The organism is Tolypothrix sp. VBCCA 56010 (assembly GCF_050875635.1).
In the GTDB taxonomy this organism is placed as follows: Bacteria; Cyanobacteriota; Cyanobacteriia; order Cyanobacteriales; family Nostocaceae; genus Hassallia.
Map to the genome: position 1 here is coordinate 14,125 of NZ_JBPAOH010000087.1, position 19,116 is coordinate 33,240.

General features: G+C 39.2%; 16 protein-coding genes. 7 read left to right on the forward strand and 9 right to left on the reverse strand.

What is annotated here, in order from left to right; translation table 11 throughout:
• From AABK37_RS25430 to AABK37_RS25445, 4 genes are read right to left on the reverse strand one after another with little or no spacing between them, the layout of a single operon-like run.
• Entirely contained in the window at window positions 1–1,701 is a 1,701-nt protein-coding gene (locus AABK37_RS25430) for a phospholipase D family protein (protein WP_432554299.1), read from the reverse strand.
• Window positions 1,698–3,266, reverse strand: a complete 1,569-nt coding sequence (locus AABK37_RS25435; RefSeq protein WP_432554300.1) for an AAA domain-containing protein — start codon at window positions 3,264–3,266, stop codon at window positions 1,698–1,700. The genes AABK37_RS25430 and AABK37_RS25435 overlap by 4 nt, the downstream gene beginning before the upstream one ends.
• Window positions 3,263–4,828: a DUF2357 domain-containing protein gene (locus AABK37_RS25440; protein WP_432554301.1), complete on the reverse strand. Its 1,566-nt coding sequence runs from the start codon at window positions 4,826–4,828 to the stop codon at window positions 3,263–3,265. Before AABK37_RS25440 ends, AABK37_RS25435 begins: the two co-directional genes overlap by 4 nt.
• Entirely contained in the window at window positions 4,825–6,990 is a 2,166-nt protein-coding gene (locus tag AABK37_RS25445; RefSeq protein WP_432554302.1) for an AAA family ATPase, read from the reverse strand. Before AABK37_RS25445 ends, AABK37_RS25440 begins: the two co-directional genes overlap by 4 nt.
• 254 nt (window positions 6,991–7,244) lie before the next feature.
• On the opposite strand from AABK37_RS25445, the gene AABK37_RS25450 reads away from it, so the two are divergent.
• Together AABK37_RS25450 and AABK37_RS25455 are read left to right on the forward strand one after the other, a co-directional pair.
• Window positions 7,245–7,604 (forward strand): type II toxin-antitoxin system RelE/ParE family toxin, encoded by a 360-nt coding sequence (locus AABK37_RS25450; RefSeq protein WP_432554303.1) that lies wholly within the window; start codon window positions 7,245–7,247, stop codon window positions 7,602–7,604.
• Window positions 7,601–7,915 carry an XRE family transcriptional regulator gene (locus AABK37_RS25455; protein ID WP_432554304.1) on the forward strand — a complete coding sequence of 105 codons (315 nt, stop codon included), beginning with the start codon at window positions 7,601–7,603 and terminating at the stop codon, window positions 7,913–7,915. The genes AABK37_RS25450 and AABK37_RS25455 overlap by 4 nt, the downstream gene beginning before the upstream one ends.
• A 70-nt stretch (window positions 7,916–7,985) precedes the next feature.
• On the opposite strand, the gene AABK37_RS25460 is transcribed toward AABK37_RS25455, so the two are convergent.
• Window positions 7,986–9,674 carry an NAD-binding protein gene (locus tag AABK37_RS25460; protein WP_432554305.1) on the reverse strand — a complete coding sequence of 563 codons (1,689 nt, stop codon included), beginning with the start codon at window positions 9,672–9,674 and terminating at the stop codon, window positions 7,986–7,988.
• A 184-nt stretch (window positions 9,675–9,858) separates the two neighbouring features.
• Between AABK37_RS25460 and AABK37_RS25465 the strand changes: the two genes are divergently transcribed.
• The 5 genes from AABK37_RS25465 (at window position 9,859) to AABK37_RS25485 (ending at window position 14,418) form a co-directional block, all read left to right on the forward strand.
• Window positions 9,859–10,077 (forward strand): hypothetical protein, encoded by a 219-nt coding sequence (locus AABK37_RS25465; protein WP_432554306.1) that lies wholly within the window; start codon window positions 9,859–9,861, stop codon window positions 10,075–10,077.
• A 116-nt stretch (window positions 10,078–10,193) separates the two neighbouring features.
• Window positions 10,194–10,928, forward strand: a complete 735-nt coding sequence (locus AABK37_RS25470; RefSeq protein ID WP_432554307.1) for a TIR domain-containing protein — start codon at window positions 10,194–10,196, stop codon at window positions 10,926–10,928.
• A 29-nt stretch (window positions 10,929–10,957) separates the two neighbouring features.
• Window positions 10,958–12,994 (forward strand): tetratricopeptide repeat protein, encoded by a 2,037-nt coding sequence (locus tag AABK37_RS25475; protein WP_432554308.1) that lies wholly within the window; start codon window positions 10,958–10,960, stop codon window positions 12,992–12,994.
• Window positions 12,995–13,111: 117 nt separating this feature from the next.
• The gene (locus tag AABK37_RS25480) at window positions 13,112–13,675 is read left to right on the forward strand and encodes a Uma2 family endonuclease (protein ID WP_432554309.1); all 564 of its coding nucleotides are present in this window, start codon (window positions 13,112–13,114) and stop codon (window positions 13,673–13,675) included.
• Window positions 13,676–13,758: 83 nt separating this feature from the next.
• Window positions 13,759–14,418 (forward strand): Uma2 family endonuclease, encoded by a 660-nt coding sequence (locus AABK37_RS25485; RefSeq protein WP_432554310.1) that lies wholly within the window; start codon window positions 13,759–13,761, stop codon window positions 14,416–14,418.
• Between the two features lie 115 nt (window positions 14,419–14,533).
• Here the strand turns inward: AABK37_RS25485 and AABK37_RS25490 are convergent, their stop codons facing one another.
• The 4 genes from AABK37_RS25490 to AABK37_RS25505 form a co-directional block, all read right to left on the reverse strand.
• Window positions 14,534–15,604 carry a GNAT family N-acetyltransferase gene (locus tag AABK37_RS25490; RefSeq protein WP_432554311.1) on the reverse strand — a complete coding sequence of 357 codons (1,071 nt, stop codon included), beginning with the start codon at window positions 15,602–15,604 and terminating at the stop codon, window positions 14,534–14,536.
• A complete protein-coding gene (locus AABK37_RS25495) occupies window positions 15,601–16,575 on the reverse strand; it encodes a glycosyltransferase (RefSeq protein ID WP_432554312.1) in 975 nt (324 codons plus the stop codon). Before AABK37_RS25495 ends, AABK37_RS25490 begins: the two co-directional genes overlap by 4 nt.
• 806 nt (window positions 16,576–17,381) lie before the next feature.
• Window positions 17,382–18,563 (reverse strand): low temperature requirement protein A, encoded by a 1,182-nt coding sequence (locus AABK37_RS25500; protein WP_432554313.1) that lies wholly within the window; start codon window positions 18,561–18,563, stop codon window positions 17,382–17,384.
• Window positions 18,564–18,584: 21 nt separating this feature from the next.
• The gene (locus AABK37_RS25505) at window positions 18,585–19,016 is read right to left on the reverse strand and encodes a BsuBI/PstI family type II restriction endonuclease (RefSeq protein WP_432554315.1); all 432 of its coding nucleotides are present in this window, start codon (window positions 19,014–19,016) and stop codon (window positions 18,585–18,587) included.
• Window positions 19,017–19,116 lie beyond the last annotated feature (100 nt).

Genomic DNA, 19,116 nt, shown 5'->3' on the forward strand with positions numbered 1-19,116 from the left:
TTAAGAATAAAGTGAAGTAATATTTTGACGTATTTGAGTAATTTCTATGGAATTGGTTGTTTTATACATTAAGTCATTCAGAGATAAAGCACTATTAATAAAATTAAAATTTATGCCGCCAAGATAAGCAACTTCATCACCCAGCAGCGTAATTTTTGCATGAAGATTATCAATTTGTTTTATATTAAATGTTGAGCAATTAACTCGCATTTGAGAATCAACAAATATCCGGGTATCTAATAAACGTAGATATTGTTCTATTTCTGGGGATGGTTGAAAGCTGCGACTGTAAATCTGTACCTGTCCCCGAAAATTTCTCAGTTTTTCTATCAAATCCTTTTTGTAGCGGGATAAAGTCAATAAGCTGGGATAAGTTTGATATTCTTCTTGAGAAGAGCGATGGATAGAACGCAGATGAAAACCATTTGAGTTGAGAGTGGGTATTACCTCATCTCGGCTGCGTTGTTGCCAAAATTGCCGGAATAAATTGATTAATTGGGTATGAATCGAGTTATTGCGACTGATTATACCTGCTTCGATATTAAAATCTAAGCTGCCTCCAGTGAGATTACAAGAGCCTAAATAAGCATATTGCTCAGAAATATAAGTTTTGAGATGAAAAGCACCGCTACGGATGGGAATATTGGCATCCAGCAGCATTTTTAAACAAGCTTTTTTCCGCTCATGAGAACGCTGATACTCTGTTCGTAAAGAGACATTATCCGATACTTGGGCATCAATGCGATCGATGATTTCGTTCCTCAAGTCAGTTAAAATCCAAACACCTTGGGATAATTCTTGGGATTTCTTGCAGATTAATTCTGTTAAGCTTTCATCTTCAATGATGTAGCTGGAAATTAGGAGAAACTTACGTGCTGTAGAGATGATTGTTTCTAAGATAGAACGATTTCTACGTTTATCAATTAACAAACCTTGTGCAGGGGGTATTTCATCAGGGCTGAGTTTTTGTGGTAGTTGAATAATTGGTAAGCTATAAGTTGACTGATACTGCTGAACTAATGATTTAGCTAGCTCAGATAAAGCTGATGTATCATTTCCACCTAAGCGCAAAAATGTAATTGCTGCTCTTAAATCTAAAGATAAATCCGGCAACGAAATCCAGATTTGTAGTTTAGGGGTTATGAGTCGAAAAGTGTTTGAATCTAAGGATTGTAGGGCAATATTAATTTTCCGATTTTCTGGTAATGTCTGCCAGGAATTTATAGCCTGCTGCCAGATATTTTTGGCAAACTCATCAGATAAACCTGGATAATTAGGTTGCTCTAAGGTAACGGTGTAAATTCCTGATTGTTCTGAATCATTACCAGTCCATAAAGGAAGTTGTGAATCGTATCGTGTAATAATAAACCTTGCTTCTGGACAAGTAAATTGATAGCGGTATGTGTTAGCAACCTGCGAGTTTAAGTTAGATTTAACAGAGTGGAGAAGTTGCAAAGATGGCACTTGATATTCACTTTCTCTAACCACACCCTGCGCTTGCTGTAACAAGTTAATTAAAACAGGTTCTGGAAGAAAATTTAAGCCAAAAGATTGACGCAATAATTGAGGCGATCGCCTGCGGTTTTCAGTTGCTACCGCTTGCACTTCTCGAATTAAATCAACTAAAGAGACGGCAATTGAGTCTGTACCACTTAACTGAATGCGATGAAATGTGCCTTGCAGTTGACATTGAACTTTCATGATAAAATCACAGTGCGTTCTTTATGTAAAGGTTGATATAAAAAACTTCGCAGCGGGGAACCAGGCTGTCGCCAGAAATCGTAATCACCAAATAAAATCAGGTAGTCTTGCCCTCGTGTTAAAGCTATATTTATAGCTTCTACAGCAATATTTTCGGGATGCCCTACACAACTTACAATTACAATCGCTCGTTCAATTCCTGCCCATTCTGCGACTGTACCAATTAGGAGTTGAGAAAATTTAGGAGAGTTAGCTAAAAGCCAATCTCGCTGTTGAACGTCAAATGTGATTATGCCTATTTGCGAACTGAGTTGCGGATCGAGACTTTGAATAAATTTAATAATTTCCTCCCCTACTTTCTGATTTGGGACATCTTGCCAAACTAATCGATGTTTTAGCTGGGTAAGTTGATAATCAATCGGTGTTCGTTGAGTTTGAATCCAATTATTGCAGATTACTGGATAAACAAGTTTAGCTATTTCTGAATGTAGCCGAAATTGCTCTGTTAGCTGGTAATGATAAGTTGGAAGTAAATGCTGACTAAGCCAATTGAAGCACTTGGGAAAGAAAGCAAAAAACGACTGCTTCGGGGAAGATTTAGAATAAAGACTTGGCATTTTATCGCCAAACAAAACGAGCTTATGCCCTAATGTAGAAAGCAGCATTAGTTCTAGCCAAGTGAGATGCTGCGCTTCTTCTACAATTACTAAATCAAAGGTAGTTTGCCACAGAGATTGATGCTGAGGCTGCATAAACTCAGCAACAGTACCCAAAATTGGCACTTGTGGATTATCACTGAGTTGATCAGCGAGTTCTGTAATCGCTGATTCAGATAAATTTGCATAAAGCTGACTCAATTTTAACTGCTGCTGTAACAAGGGTTCTAATTGCTTGAGACGATAAGCAAGCAGTTTAACTCGTGCAATTTCTAATTCAGTAAATGCTGACTTTAAAAGTTCAGTCAGTTGTTGCTGTGAAGAAGTTTGAATAATTGGCAACCATGTTTCTAGTCTTGCTGGTGTTCGCAGTTTTGCCAATTCTCCATCAGGTAGCAGATGTAATGGCAAGTAATTCATCTGCGGTTGAGCCAAATGTTGGGAATGCAGTTGCTCAATTATCCAGTTGCGATAATCTTGCTGTTGACACCAGAAAGGATACCCTGGTAAGTTGCGATAGGCGGTGAGGGCAGCACTGTGATGAGTTAAAATTAGGACACGTTTTGAAACGTTAATTGCGGCATAAGCTAGACTCGTGGCAATGCGCGTTTTACCAGTGGCTGGTGAACCAACAATCAAAGCGATCGCACTATTCGAGAGAGCCATTTCTAATGCCAATTGTTGATTCGCACTGAGGCAAACATTCGGAGTAATAGCCGGTAAATTTAGGGGCGATCGCTCTGTTAAATAAACAGAACCGTTACAAACAGTCTGGATAATTAATTTAGTTGGTAGCGGTGGTGAAACGTGATGAACTAATCTTTGCCATTGCGCTTGAGCAGTTTCTTGATGTTCATTAGATTCGTATACTAATTGTTGCAATTCTGCCCAAAATTGCTGCTCATTCATAGCGAATACTCCACTACCGATTTAATCAAACGTGCCATGAGAGCAACTGTGCTAGAAAATCCTTGTGCTGTTATTGGATCGGGTAATTGACAAAGCAATAATTTCCATTCGGAAGAACTTTGTATTGTACCTCTAGGGGATAAATTGCTTGGAGGAACTTGTAAATAAAATACAAATCCACTTTTTAAATTTAATTTTTGTAAATATTTATTTAACTGTGCGATCGCTTCATTGTTCGGACGATACCAAAACACCCAGATGGGGAAGTCTAATTTTTTAGTTTCTAACTCAGTTGAGTCTAATTGGTGAATTTCCGCTGTTAGCAGCCAATCGCCAAAAAGTTTATTAGTAGATTTTTTTAAACCGAAAACATAAACTTGATTTTCGAGAAATACCTTAACATTAATACTCGCGCAATGTTGAATATAACGTCCTTGTTCGCAAATACTACTACCAGGAATACTGAGGGTACAATCTATTCCTATTCCTTGAAACCGTAGCAGTGCTGCTGTTAAGCATATATAAATAGTATCAGCAAGTAATTGATTGCGAAATGACCATATCCGCTCTTTTTCAAACCTTTTTTGAATGTATTCTAAATAAGCTTGATAAAAACTTCTATAAACAGGGTTCTGCTGTAAAACATAGTTAGGCTTAGTAAATTGATATTGTCTATTTTGAATTTGTTCTACTACTGGTTGTTGCTTAAACAAATCAATAACTAAACGAAATTTATCGACTTCTGTCTGATACTGCTTCGCATTACTCCTCTCATATTGATAACAATTGAGATGCAGAATCTGACTGAAATAAACGAGAAACTTGTTTTCTGCTGTGTTAAAATCTTGATAGCGTTGGATGCCCATTAACTGTTGCTTTGCTCCTGCCTTTTGAGCAGCGGTTACACCAGGACGGCGGATGTAGTCTCTGAGGCAATAAGCATCCATTTCTTGAATTCTACCTACAGGCATTAGTTCTGCTTGCCTTCTGAGTTGATGACGCAGTTTAGAGGCAATATTTTCTAACTTGCGGCAAAGTTGATATCGGCGTTCCAGACTAATAACTATAGGAAGATTCGCTTCATTAACATTAATTTGGTCTAATTTATCTTGTAACTGGCTTAATAGAATTGTTGGCTGTCTTGTCTTATGATAACCGAATAAATTTGTAAACATACCAACTAAAAGCCGAATTAAAAGAGCCGCTGTATTATCCAAACGCTCTCCTAATATGCTTTCCCATTCTGGTAATTCCTTTTCTTCTTTGATAGCCTCTAAATCTAAAACTTCATCAGTGACACGTAGGTTATAAGACTGACCGTTGATGGTTATCTTCAACACGTATTCTAACTGATTATGATGATGCTCTATATCTGTAGGTTTCAAATAAGGAAAAGCAATTTCATAGACTCGATCATCAATAGGAATTAAGCAAGGTTGTGCTGATAAATCTTCTTCTGGAGCTAGGGCAATTATCGGGCGATCGCGTGCTTGTAATAAAGTATCCTGTGGCACAGGCTGAGACTCATTTAAATAGGCAAACAAGCTAGGATAAAGTCTCATCGTGCTGGCTCATCTTGATACACTAATCCCTGCCATTGAAATTGTCCGTAACGCCCTTCACGCGCTTTCCTAAAGGCTTCAATTAATGGATAATCGCCAATTTCTGCAATAATTTTCTCTAATTCTTCCAACTCTTCATGAGCCTCATCAATCATCACACCCCGCAATTTGGGTAATAATTTCTGCCCAAATTGATCCGCAAGAGCAAAGTTAAATGCTGACTCCACCATCGGATAATTCACCACATACTGAGTAATTCCCTGATAGACGCGGTGGGCAAAAGGATGCCCCATTTTCTCCATCACTTGATTCGCTCTATCAAGATAATATTTCACCTTTTCTACTACATCAGACTGAGGCTCAGGGATTTTTGTCCATTGTTTAAAATCAGAGTATGCTAAGTATCCTGAAGGTCTACTAGTACCATTTTGATGCTGATTTTGTTGGCGCAATTGCAAGTTTTTGGGTTTACCAAAAGTAATAACATTGGCTCTGTCTAGCACCTTATCTGATAAAGACTGGGTGGTTTCGTCCTCATTCATTGTTCCCACAAACAAAAACTGCTGGGGGATTTCTAGCCTGCGTTCATCATCTTTAAGCGGTAAGCTACCAACATCAATTTCTAAAAAAGTTGGACGGCTGCGACGAGTTTCTAATTTAGAAAGAAACTCGCTAAAGTAATATTCAACTCGCGCCAAATTCATCTCATCCAGCAACACAATTACAATTCGGTCTTTCATCGCTGAATCGCGATTATATTGATATAGTCCCCGCATCAAATCAGTCGGTTTAAACTTTTTCTCCACATAATTATAAAAGCCTTGCAAATCTTGAGGAGAATCCCAGCGAGGCTGTACAGCAAGAGTTAACAACTGTGCCCCAATGTAATCAGCATACTTTTGTGGTAGTTCGCTTTTTCCAGTGCCGCTAATTCCGGCTAGGATAACTAAAGCTGAAATATCCTGTACTTTCAGCGAGGTATGGAATGCATGAATTACTCGCTTCGGAAAAGCTAATCCCTGAGACTGAATATATCTAACAAAACCTTCTAAAAAGTTCTGTTCACCTTCTAGACTCCGCTTTGTATCTGGTAGCTTCAACCAAAGGTGTTCTTTCAAAGAACGCAGTGCTACTTCGGAACTATTTTGTAGATTCTCGATTTCTCCCTTCAAGCGTTTGATTTCGTCTTGAAGTTGCTCTTTTTCTTGCTTTAAAAGAGCGTTATTTTCTTCAATACCAGCTTTGATACCATTCAACTGCTGGATTTCTCTTTCCAGTTCTCTTAGTTGTGACTCTCTATCCCTAATTTGCATATTCAAGCTATGCAATTTTTGCCGCAATTCTTCAATTTTTGAATACTCTTGTTGATTTTCTTGAATTGCTTGCAAGACGCGCTGTTTCTCAGCTTCTAGTCTACCTATCTCTGGTGTTAGCTGATTGATTCGTTCTTCAAAGCTTTGTTTTTGGCTGGATATACCATCATAGGTAGCTCGTAAGAATTCCAGTTCAGCTGCTCTTTGTTCCAGTTGCTGAGATTTAGTTTCTAGCTCTTGAATTTGTCTATTTAGTGATTCTAAATGTGCTTGTCTGGTAGCAAATTCTGCATCAATATTAACGAGCGATCGCTTTTGTATTTCCAAAGACTCAATCTGAGAACGCAGAGCATTAATTTGACCTTCTAACCCACTTTTATCAAGCCGAAAATGCTCAATTTGCACTTGCAGTTTTTCCAAAGTAGATAAGTCAGGTTTTTGTTGATTAATTGTAGCAATTCGCTGCTCTAGTTCTTCCCTTTGCTGATTGAGTGTTGTCAATCTCTGTTCAACCTGCTGCAATTCTTCTCGCTTTTGAACAAATTGCCCTTCAACTGTTGCTAACTCTGTTTGCTGCTTTCGTAGTTCCGCAACCTGTGGTTTCAAAATTGGCAGTTGTGCATTTAACTTTTTCCATTCTTCTTGTTTAACTAACTGCTCCTTTAGCGTTTTTAATTCAACCTCTTTATTCTCTTCTCGTTTAGTGGAAATAGCTGCTCCTAAAACCGCTCCTGTGGTACTTCCTAGCAAAGCTCCACTTGCACCACCTCCTGGGATAACAAAGGATGCTGTTCCACCTACGAACAATGTAACTGAACCGACTATCAACCAGTCTGAAAAATTCTGCACCCTTAACCCTCAAAGTATTTTCGCCCTTTTCATATTTATACGAAAATATTTTTGCAAGTTGCTTCAGTAAATTTACTGCTATGGCAAATTTACGCCTAGCGGTTTCTAGTGTTGATTATTTGAGCTTGCGTTTCAAAACTTTTAAGAAAAAACAGAAAAAGCAAAATCCTAACTCGCCATCAATGTCAAAAAGTCGGCAGTATGTGTTAGAGCAGAAAACATGCTATTATTACATCAACGTAATATAGAAGTGAATGTCGTGCGATGTAGAATACACTGACGAGTTTGAGAGTTGGTGGCGCACTCTAACTGAAGATCAACAGGATGATGTAGTTAGTGTTGTTCAACTGCTTGAGGAAAGCGGAACGCAGCTATCTTTTCCCTATTCGTCCGGTGTTAACGGTTCAAGACACTCTCACATGAGAGAATTACGTATACAAAGTGGAGGCGCTCCTATTAGAGTTTTTTACGCTTTCGATCCAAGACGAGTCGCTATTCTACTTATTGGAGGCGATAAAACTGGAGATAAACGCTTTTATGAAAAATATATTCCTATTGTCGATCAACTTTATGATGACTACCTTAAAGAGATTAGAGAGGAAGGCTTGATATGACAGGACATCATAAATTTTCGCGGCTGACTGAAGATTTGGGAGCAACTAGAAAAGCAAAAATAGCAGCGAAAAAAACACAATTAAAACAAGAGATGGCAATCCATGAATTGCGCCAAGCCTTGAAAATATCTCAAGCTGAACTGGCTGAAAAATTACAAGTAAAACAACCAGCTATTTCACGTTTGGAAAAGCGTACTGATATGTACGTTAGTCATTTACGTCAAGTGATCCAAGCAATGGGAGGTGAACTTGAAATAGTGGCACGTTTTGCGGATAATGAAGTGAAAATCAACAATTTTAGTGAGTTTTAAACCCTTCCAGAAACCCGGTTTCTTTAAGAAACCGGGTTTCTAAGTTTCTTAAAGAAACCGGGTTTCTAAATTAACTCGCCATCAATTGTGAGGGTGTGTTGCGCCACAACTGGTATAACCGCGTAGCATGTATTGTTAAATATAAAATATCGCCGTCACTGAGGTTGATTTCTAGTAAATCCCAGCCGTGAATAGTCTGAGAATTTCTTTCTACATATAAAGGCACAAAGTCGGCGGAGATTGCCGCATCTTTCACTTGTTGCCCGCAAAAGGAATGTGAAGGTGTAATCAATGTTGCAAAAGCTACCCACAGACTATCTCCGGTGATGCCATTACCGAGGATTCGTCCGCCTAGTGCGGCAGCGGCAAAAGCTGGTGCCGCAAGTTCAGCGGGACTCAGTACAGCCTCAAAACCGAAAACTTGTTGTGCCATGCCAGCAAAATCAGGATCGGCATAATTGACTACTACGGGAATGTTCGGTGTCAATCCTTTTGCTTTCAGGGCAATCTCTAAATTAGTAGCGTCGTTCTTGGTAACAGCAAGCACAGCGGCAGCAGAGTTGATATTGCTTGCCTTAAGTGTGACTCGAAAGCTAGTATCGCTCTCAATTACGGGAATACCTAATTCACGGACAGTGTTGATAAATTTGTTATTGGAGTCTGTTTCAATTACTACTACGTCATATCCGCTGGCGTGGAGTTGCTGGACAATTGCCATCCCGATACCGCTTAAACCACAGACGATGTAGTGCTGACTTTGAGGAATTCTCACAGCATCCCAAAATTGCTTGAAACGGTTTCCTAGAACAAAATCGTTGAGTAGGGCATACCAAATACCAATGACTACTGCCCCAATCAACATGATAAAAACGGTAAATAATTTGATAATATTAGGAGCTTTTTCGACAATATCATTACCACCTGCTCCTGTAATCATGCCTACAGAAAAATATAAAGCATCGATCGCGGATATTTTCAGTTGGGTAGACATGTAGGTGAGTGTGGCAATCATAATAATCGCTAAAAGTACAATACCCCCCATTACAACCGATCGCCCGTGTTGTTGAAGCTGTTTTAGATTGCCAAGGATTTTCATTCCTTTTTTAATCAGTGATTTTCTTTTCTGACGGATGCGGGGTGGTACAGCAACAATTAAGCGATCGCCTACTTTTAATTCTTGTCCAGAAACTACCGCAGATACCAAATTTCTCTCACCTTCGACTGGCTGATAATAAATCAGCATTCGTGATGAATCTTCCCACAAATCACTTAACTTACATCCCCCCAAAGGATGATTTTCATCAATATATTCTTCACGGATCAGCCAAGTTTGCTGAAATAATTTAATTTGTCCGATCGCTTGATTTCCTAGTGCCGCAAAGGTGAATACTGGTGCTGCTAATTTGACAACACTCATACTGACGTGATTTGGCAAAGCTTGATCTAGGCGATCGCCTAAGTTTGTATTATAAAAGCGGTTGATAATCCGAATGCACGGATTTAGCACCCGCGCTTGCATCATTATTGACAAATTCACAGCATCGTCAGATCCAGTTATCACTAAAGTGTGTGCTTGGTCAATTCCCGCTGCGGTGAGGGTACTAGCTGCATGTAATTCGCCAACAATTATATCTCCTGCTGCTTCGCCAGGGATAAGTTGGTGATGAATACCAACAACTAATGCTCCCTGCTGTCTGAGCAAGCGAAAGACTTTATATCCGGTACGTCCTAAGTTACAAACAATGATTCGGGGTTTCATCGAACAGCAGCATGATTTACAGACAAAGCTGCACGTCTCAAGTTTTGATTTTTATTGTTGCTTATTTTCTATGCCGTTAACTGTAGCTGCAAACACGATAATTATGAGTTTGGTAGAACTTTGACTTACAGCGAATTGATTAATACGAGCGCGAATTAAAGAAAGGCAGAGCGATGTTATGCCAATGCAGAGCGATGTTATGCCAATGCAGAGCGATGTTATGCCAATGCAGAGCGATGTTATGCCAATGCAGAGCGATGTTATGCCAATGCAGAGCGATGTTATGTTAATGCAGAGCGATGTTATGTTAATGCAGAGCGATGTTATGTTAATGCAGAGCGATGTTATGTTAATGCAGAGCGATGTTATGTTAATGCAGAGCGATGCGTTGCTTAGGCATTGAAAATCGCTATAATTTTACACAATACTGTACTTAGAAACATTTTCTGTTAAGCTTTCATCTAGAAAATCAGCCTGTATATGAATATACAGTAATTTCCGAAAGTAGATTTAAAGAATATGTCTAATCCAGTTAAAGTATTTTTTTCCTACTCCCACAAAGATGAAGTTTTGCGAGACGAATTGGCAACTCATCTGAGCTTGATGAAACGTCAGGGAGTTATTGAAGCTTGGCACGATCGCGAAATCACTGCTGGTGCGGAATGGGCAAATGCGATCGATGACAATCTTAACGCTGCGGATATCATTTTGTTGCTGGTGAGCGCTAACTTTCTGGCTTCAGATTACTGCTACGACATTGAGATGCAGCGAGCAATGGAGCGACATGAGGCAAGAGAAGCTCGCGTAATTCCCATTATTTTAAAGCCGACGGACTGGAGTGATGCACCTTTTGCCAAACTGCAAGCACTTCCTAAAAATGCCAAACCCATCACAACCTGGCAAGACCAAGATGAGGCTTTTTTGAATGTTGTTCAAGGAATTCGCAGAGTAGTTGAAGATATGGCAAAATCAAAAACCTCCTCAACTGCTTCTGGAAGTACTACACCTGCGACTTTCAACCCTCTTGCAACGAGTGGGGGTGATCGCCAACGTCGTAGATTAGAGGAAGAACACAATTCAGTGCAACAACAGTATGACCGAGAGAGCGAAAAATTAAGTCGGTTGCGCCTAGCATACTCGATTGAAACAGATACAGCGATAAAGTTTAAGCTAGAGAAACAGATTCAGGAAAGCGAAACAGAATTAAAGCGGTTAGCTCGGCAGCTTGAGGAAATCGAGCAAAAGCTTGTGTAGTCTTTTACTATATATAAACAATGCCTTCTATGAAATCTGTTGAAGTTTTTATTTCCTACCACGAAAACGATGAGGACTTACGCGAAGAGTTAGAGAAGCATCTAAAGACTTTGCAGCGGGAAAAAACTATTGCAAGTTGGAGCGATCGCCAAATCGTCCCTGGGCAAGAATTTAAAGGTGAAATTGATAAGTATCTCAACCAAGCTGGGCTAATTTTGCTGTTGGTGAGTCCGGATTTCATTGCTTCAGATTATCATTGGACAGTTGAAGTTACACGAGCATTAGAGCGGAATGCAGCAGGAAAGGCTAGTGTTATCCCGGTATTACTGCGTTATGCGGATTGGGACGCTCCTCCCATTGATAAACTATCTCCGTTGCCGAGGAGTCGCGAACCTATAAAAAGCTGGACTGACCGAGATAAGGCATTCTTGGAGGTTATTAAGGAAATTCGGGAGGAAGTTAAGCGATTAGTTGCGAACTCGAATTACTCACCCCCTAAACAAGATGAAGACACAAAGCGATTAGTTGCGAACTCGAACTACTCACCCCCTAAACAAGATGAAGACACAAAGGAGTTTGATAATAAACTAGATAGACTTCTCCGCGAATTAGATAGTAAACCTGACTACAACATACCTTTATCTTCTTCAAAGAAGTCTAATCTACAAGAGGAGCGCCAATATCAAGAGATGCTAAAACTCAGGGATGAAAATTTAACCCTGATTGAAGAGCAAGTCGCTGCACAAGAGCGAGAAAAGCGCCAATATCAAGTCACAAGCCTGATAAATGAAGCAGATCGTTTGTGTGGAGATAAAAAGTTCGAGGAAGCAGCCCTCAAATACAAAGCAGCCCTTAGCCTTGACCCAAACTCTGCATATGCTCACAATTGCTTGGGGTATGCGCTGTCCGATCAAGGCAAACTAGAAGAAGCGATCGCGTCCTATCAAAAAGCCTTGCAAATCGACCCAAACTATGAAATTGCTCACTATAACCTGGGGTTAACGCTGTACATTCAAGGCAAACTAGATGAAGCGATCGCCTCCTATCGCCAAGCCTTGCAAATCGACCCAAACTTTGCATATGCTCACAATAACCTGGGGTATGCGCTGTCCGATCAAGGCAAACTAGAAGAAGCGATCGCGTCCTATCAAAAAGCCTTGCAAATCGACCCAAATCTTGCAATTGTTCACTGGAACCTGGGGAATGCGCTGAAAAATCAAGGCAAACTAGATGAAGCGATCGCCTCTTACCAAAAAGCCTTGCAAATCGACCCAAACGATGCAGATGCTCACTATAACCTGGGGAATGCGCTGGAAAATCAAGGCAAACTCGATGAAGCGATCGCCTCTTTCCAAAAAGCCTTGCAAATCGACCCAAACTATGCATATGCTCACTATAACCTGGGGAATGCGCTGGAAAATCAAGGCAAACTCGATGAAGCGATCGCCTCTTACCAAAAAGCCTTGCAAATCGACCCAAACTATGCAGATGCTCACAATAACCTGGGGATTGCGCTGAAAAATCAAGGCAAACTAGAACAAGCGATCGCCTCTTACCAAAAAGCCTTGCAAATCGACCCAAACTATGCATATGCTCACTATAACCTGGGGATTGCGCTGTCCGATCAAGGCAAACTAGAACAAGCGATCGCCTCTTACCAAAAAGCCTTGCAAATCGACCCAAACTATGCAGATGCTCACAATAACCTGGGGATTGCGCTGTCCGATCAAGGCAAACTCGATGAAGCGATCGCCTCTTACCAAAAAGCCTTGCAAATCGACCCAAACAATGCATATGCTCACAATGGACTGGGGACTGCGCTGTACAATCAAGGCAAACTCGATGAAGCGATCGCCTCTAACCAAAAAGCGTTGCAAATCGACCCAAACAATGCATATGCTCACAATTGCTTGGGGTTAGCGCTGTACAATCAAGGCAAACTCGATAAAGCGATCGCCGAATTAGAAATAGCTGTTCATCTCGAACCTACTAACGCTCTTTTTCGTCAAAACTTAGAGACTATTAGGAATAAAAAGAAGGGTTTTTTGGGGCGTTTATTTAGTTAATAGGATATTCGCAGTTTTTTTATCTCAATGGTGTGCGATGATCTGTTGTTTAGGATGCGATGCCACAAACTTTGCAAGCATTTTATAGTAGTTGTGAGACGATAAAATTTTGAGGCAATGACAACAGCACTTACTCCGTCCCTCACCCTCGAAGAATTCCTCAAACTACCAGAAACCAAACCTGTTAGTGAATTTTTCGCTGGTCAAATTCACCAAAAACCCATGCCTCAAGGTAAACATTCTCGTCTGCAACTCAAGTTTTGTGATACTGTTAATCAAGTTGCAGAAACCTCACAAATTGCCCTAGCCTTTCTCGGATTGCGCTGTACATTTGGTGGACGTTCAATTGTTCCCGACGCTACGGTATTCCTTTGGGAACGAATTGCGTTTGAAGCGGATGGTGAAGTACCCAATACCTTTGAAAGTTATCCAGATTGGACGGTAGAAATTCTCTCCCCGGAACAGAGAGCGACCAAAGTCATCAGCAATATTTTACACTGTCTCAAACATGGAACTCAGTTGGGATGGTTAATCGATCCAGAGGATAGGTTAATTTTAGCATTCATTGCCGGAGAGGAACCTATAGAGTTAATAGGTAGCGATCGCGTTCCAACACCAAAATTTTTAACATTAGATTTGACGGTTGAGCAGGTTTTTGGATGGCTGAAAGTAACTAGATAATACGAGAGAGCGGAATGCAAAGATTATTGCGCGATCGTACTAGCGTTAAAATAAACTAGATTGCAAAACAATTCATCCCTGCCATGTCCTTTACTCAAGAATTAAATACTCGCCAAGACATCCAAGAAGATGTTATCTTTCCTCCTGGTGATCTATATAGTGACGAACCTCCCTTGGAAACTGAACTACATTTAGAGCAAATCCTACTTTTACTCAAATGCCTCAAATGGTTGTGGCGAGATAGAAATGACTTCTACGCGGCTGGTAATCTCACCATTTACTACAGTCCTCGTCAACGCAAATCTGAATATTTCCGGGGACCAGATTTTTTTGTCGTGCGAGGAACTGAACGGAAAATTCGTAAAAGTTGGGTAGTTTGGCAAGAAGATGGTAAATATCCCAATGTAATTGTGGAAATTCTTTCTCCAAAAACTGCCGATACTGACAAAAATTTAAAGAAACAAATTTACCAAGATACCTTTCGCACACCCGATTATTTTTGGTTCGATCCAGATACTTTAGAATTTGCCGGATTTCATTTAGTTGATGGTGAGTACCAACCATTAGAACCAAATGCTCAAGGACATTTGTGGAGTCAGCAGCTAAATTTATATTTGGGAATTTATCAAGGACTATTGCGATTTTTTACAAGCGCATGCAAGCTAGTTCCTACACCAGAAGAAGAAGCAGAACGCTTGGCGGCGAAATTGCGAGAATTAAATATCGACCCGGATACAATTTAGCGATTCTGTGTTTCATGCACTAGCATAATTTCTGCTCAAGGCTGCATGTTTTAGGTATTGATACTGGGGATTATTTCCAGTGTTTATAAATCTGTAGCATTCAAGAAATTTTACCTTAATACGGAAGGCGATAAGCAGGAAAAAAACTAGTTTGCAGTAGTTTCTCAACTTCAATTCTCAAAGACTTTGCCCGCAATTCAACCAAATAGTTATATTTCTCTTCATCTGTAATAATTCCTAATTTTAGCCAGTTGTGTCTTTGTCGAGAAAAGCCAGCTTTAAAATTATAAAGACTATCTTTAACTCCTCCTACACCACTTCCTAAATGCAAAAATTCATTTCCACGTTCTTTAGCCCAGTATCTAACATAATCTAGCAATAAATTAAAAGGAGATTGATGTAAAAACTTGCTTTTCGTTCCCCCCAAATGCGCTTGAACTATTCCACAAGATTCAAAAAATAAACAAGCGGCAGTTATTTCATCTTTCAATTCCACAACACATAAATGTAAATTTTTACCTAATTTTAACAAGTCTGCAAAGTATTCGTGATTAAAATAATACGAGTTGTGCGCTTGGACACGATTCATTGTTTCGTCATAAATTTCCGTAAACTCATTTATATATAGCCCACTATCTACCATTCTGGCGGTAAAACCAAGTCGCTTACACTTATTAATTGTACTTTGATGTCCCCTTCGGGTGTGTGCCCATATTTGAGAATCAGAAAGTTTTAAATCTACAGATACTGTTGTACCAATTTCTGTGAAAGTATCAGGAGTGAAAAGTGTATGAAAGTTATTACTAAGTATAGGATGCAGTCGAAAAAAAGCTGAACCTACGCCTTTTTCTCTTAACAGATACTTTAATTGATTAATAGCGAAATTAGCAAATCCTGGGGAATTAACTGCGGCTTCACTTAACAAAATACCAGAATAACCGTAAGGTGAGAGAACATCGAAAATATCTTTTGTTTTTGATTCTTGACTTATGTCATCACATCGGCGTAGTAAATAAGGCACAAAGAATATTTTTTCACCATCAACTATCAAAAAAGCTTCCGGAATAGTTTTGGTTTTTTTTGCTTCTAAATATAGATATTCAGGCAAATGATAAACATCATGGCGCAGTTTTTGTAGCGTTTGCATCCATAATGGATTTTGCCAATCAATTACTTGCAGTTTCATAGAAGGTGTAACTTATAAGCAGCGATTTTGCTGATATATATCCTTTTCAACAATTTGATAATTGCTATTATTACCAGAAAAGGTTCTGACAATAAAAGTTCCCGGCATTTTATTGCATATTTTTTAGCATTATCTAAATCACCGTTGTCTTTATAAGCTAATGCTAAATCTTGATATTTATAAGCTTTTTCAAATTTAATAATTTTGTTATATTTAAATTTAAGATATTTGTTTAAGTATTCATAACAGTTAATTACTTCGTGCAATTGTTTTATTTTGCTCATCCCACTAAAAACACCATGACTGTGAACTCTATAAGCCCCCATATCTGTGTTAATGTATCCAATTTTTCCCTGCTGTGAATTTAATATATGAAGTACCCAATCGCCACAAATTACTGAATCATACCAATCGGGAAATTCATTAAATAAACCTCTTCTGTACATTGTGGAACAGGTAGGAATAAAATTAGATTTCAAAATATTTTCGATGGTGGAAATTTTCTTTGGTTCAAAGTCATTATATTTACGAGGTTTTTGACTTCCATCCTCAAAAAAAGTAGTAACATCATGAAAACATATTGCACATTCGGGATGGCTATCTAAAAAGTCTACCTGTTTTTGCAATTTCTCAGGATCGGTCCAGTAATCATCACCATCTAAGAGGGCAATATACTCACCTTGGCAAGCTTGAAGTGTTTGTACAAAAATCTTTTGACCGCTGCAACCCAGATTTTGTTCTGGCAATATTAAGCGAATTTTATCGGGATATTTTGTGTGATATTTAATGACAATATCTCGCGTTTTATCGCGAGAAGAATCCTCGCCAAGTATTATTTCATAGTTAAAATTGACTTTTTGCATCAATATACTTTCTATTGCTTGTTCGATATATTTTTCATGATTAAATGTGACTAGAGATATGCTGACTTTGATGTTTTTGTTGAAAGATTGTGAATTATTAGCAGACATGAATTTTATCCGGACTTTGGTAGAGCAACTTTGCGATGGTAATTTATTAATTGCATTTCTAGTGCAATAATAAGGACATAAAAAGCACTTGTGACTTTAAATGCTTTCTATTGAGTGATATGTTCGACTTTAATAAAAATGCACTTTTATGTTGTTCTCAGTTGAAAATACAGGGTTATAAAAGAGATTTCTAAGTTTTTCAATATCGATTCATGTTGAATGCAAAAATCAGCATTTGGATAGTTTTAACAGCCAAATGCTATTTACATATAATTTTCAATAAACTTTTATAACAACAGTAAAACTGCTGTTCGCTCAGTTATGAAAAATACCAAAGATCGTAGCAATCAGAAATTTCTTGGATACAAATTCTTTCTTTGTAGGGTTGAAAAAATTTCAAGCCGCTACTAAGTGTTGTATCCAAACGAGAAATGCTATAAGAAAAAGTCACTTAGAAAAGTGAGAAATTAGTATTCTACAGGTAGTGATGGAAACTCGCTTATTAAAGAAAGACACTGAACGCAAGCTAGCCAATGAGTTTTGAAGGGAAGATATCCAACACTGTAGAATAATCACATTTGTACGTATTAACAGAAATTACATTGTTACCGTCTCTTTCAATTATGATATTTTTATTCTCTGCCCATATAATTACATAAATCTTATATTTAAGATATTAATCTTTCGTGAAGAAATAATCAAGAATATAAAGATAATTAGGTTATGGCTGATAGTGATGCGGATATCAAGTTACATTTAGTTGTAAAGACTGACAAGGGTAGGACACGTAAGTGTCCTAACCTAAGTTAAATCTCTGGTTCGCTTAAGCGAGTGGTGGGACGACTTTGGGAGAAGTCTTGAACAACTTGTACAAGACAAACTAAAGCCAGCAACCCGATGACGGCAATAGGTAACAAAGATGAACCAAAAATAGCGATCGCCAACACAACAGGTACCGCTGCAATTCGATATTTGGCGCGGATTTTGCAATAGCGAATAACTCCTAAGCGGTGGAGAATACCTAATGTTAGCCAGCACAAAGCTACCGAGCCACAAATTAGCCAGCGGACTGCATCGGGTAAAGCTATTTGCTGCTCGCTCAATAATACTTTCTCTACACCAACTCCAGTTGCGGCAATGCCAATCACTAGCGGTAGATGAGTGTAAAGCCAAATCGTCATCGGAGCGATTTTTCCTTCTGTCCGCGCTTTTTGAATCGGTGTACCACCTAGATTATCAAAATAAACCCACCACAAACCAAAAGCAATACCTAAACCGAAGAAAGCTGCGATCGCACTGAAAACATCCCATTTCTGCTCGGAAACTCCATCAACTACGGCGATAATAGCCTCACCCAAAACAATCATCGTAAAAAGCCCGAAACGCTCCGGTAAGTGCGAGGGGTGAGGGGGTAATTGTATTTGTAACTTGGTGCATATCAATGGTGTGGCAAAATCAATAATTAGTCCCAAAGCCCAAAATCCAAACCGCCAAGGAGTCGGTACAAATGCGGAGACAAGCCAACACAAAGCAGCAACAGCAAAACCTGTAGCATAAGAATTTGTCAAAATCCGCGCTGTGGGGATATGCATTCCCGCACGGATATATTCGGCGACAAGTACAGCACGACCGAGAGCGTAACAAACAGCAAAACCAGCCGAACTATCACTTAAACCGTGGTGTATATTGATAGCTAATGCCGCTGCCGCCAGCATCTGTAAACCAGTCAGCAGCCGATGTCCCACATCATCGTTATCAAAACGGTTAGCGTACATTGTGCTGCCAATCCATGACCACCAAATCGGTACAAACAGAACAACAAAACCAAAAAATCCAGATAAAGTGACATCATCATGGAGATTGTGTGCCAGTTGAGAAACTGCAACTACAAATACCAAATCATAAAAAAGTTCCAGCCAAGTAGCGCGACGTTCTTCTTCGGTTTCTTCACCAATGCGTAATCTTGGGGGTTGTAGAAAATTTGCCATATTGCTAAAGGTGATTTGTGTTTATTCTGTGTCAGATTTATCTACTTTATAAGTCTGTAGTAAATATTCTCCATTGAAATGAATCAGATGAGTAGCATCTTCAGCAACCCAGACATCTGTTTCCCAAGCAATTTCTGCCAAATACTCCACAATAGCTTTACGGCTAAGAAAGGTCGTTACCATTACCAGCGGAATTTTTGTATTAGCAAAGATAGTTTCAAGTTCTTTCTTTCGCTTGGGGTTAATTGAACCGTGAGAAGTTACAGCTTCAATTAAAACTAACCAGTTCTTTTTTAGATGATGGATAATTACATCAGGCATTTTACCATGAGAATCGACACTAACACCTAAATCTAATAATGCCGCTTCGTTGAAATGCGCGAATTTTTCATCTGTATCGCCTACATAAATTAGTTTACCTCCTGGTGTAAAACGTGGTGCAAACTCATTAATAACCCAAGTTGCTAGTTATAGATTCAAGCGATCGCATGGGGTAAGTTAAGCAATAAAATCCCCTCCAGAGAGAAAAGTAGGAGGGGAAAATGCGCCTGGG

Coding starts and splice junctions, on each gene's coding strand:
- AABK37_RS25480 (WP_432554309.1), top strand. CDS start 13,112: ATGACAACAGCACTTACTCCGTCCCTCACCCTCGAAGAATTCCTCAAA.
- AABK37_RS25450 (WP_432554303.1), top strand. CDS start 7,245: ATGTCGTGCGATGTAGAATACACTGACGAGTTTGAGAGTTGGTGGCGC.
- AABK37_RS25475 (WP_432554308.1), top strand. CDS start 10,958: ATGAAATCTGTTGAAGTTTTTATTTCCTACCACGAAAACGATGAGGAC.
- AABK37_RS25485 (WP_432554310.1), top strand. CDS start 13,759: ATGTCCTTTACTCAAGAATTAAATACTCGCCAAGACATCCAAGAAGAT.
- AABK37_RS25440 (WP_432554301.1), bottom strand. CDS start 4,828: ATGAGACTTTATCCTAGCTTGTTTGCCTATTTAAATGAGTCTCAGCCT.
- AABK37_RS25460 (WP_432554305.1), bottom strand. CDS start 9,674: ATGAAACCCCGAATCATTGTTTGTAACTTAGGACGTACCGGATATAAA.
- AABK37_RS25495 (WP_432554312.1), bottom strand. CDS start 16,575: ATGTCTGCTAATAATTCACAATCTTTCAACAAAAACATCAAAGTCAGC.
- AABK37_RS25470 (WP_432554307.1), top strand. CDS start 10,194: ATGTCTAATCCAGTTAAAGTATTTTTTTCCTACTCCCACAAAGATGAA.
- AABK37_RS25465 (WP_432554306.1), top strand. CDS start 9,859: ATGCAGAGCGATGTTATGCCAATGCAGAGCGATGTTATGCCAATGCAG.
- AABK37_RS25455 (WP_432554304.1), top strand. CDS start 7,601: ATGACAGGACATCATAAATTTTCGCGGCTGACTGAAGATTTGGGAGCA.
- AABK37_RS25500 (WP_432554313.1), bottom strand. CDS start 18,563: ATGGCAAATTTTCTACAACCCCCAAGATTACGCATTGGTGAAGAAACC.
- AABK37_RS25430 (WP_432554299.1), bottom strand. CDS start 1,701: ATGAAAGTTCAATGTCAACTGCAAGGCACATTTCATCGCATTCAGTTA.
- AABK37_RS25435 (WP_432554300.1), bottom strand. CDS start 3,266: ATGAATGAGCAGCAATTTTGGGCAGAATTGCAACAATTAGTATACGAA.
- AABK37_RS25490 (WP_432554311.1), bottom strand. CDS start 15,604: ATGAAACTGCAAGTAATTGATTGGCAAAATCCATTATGGATGCAAACG.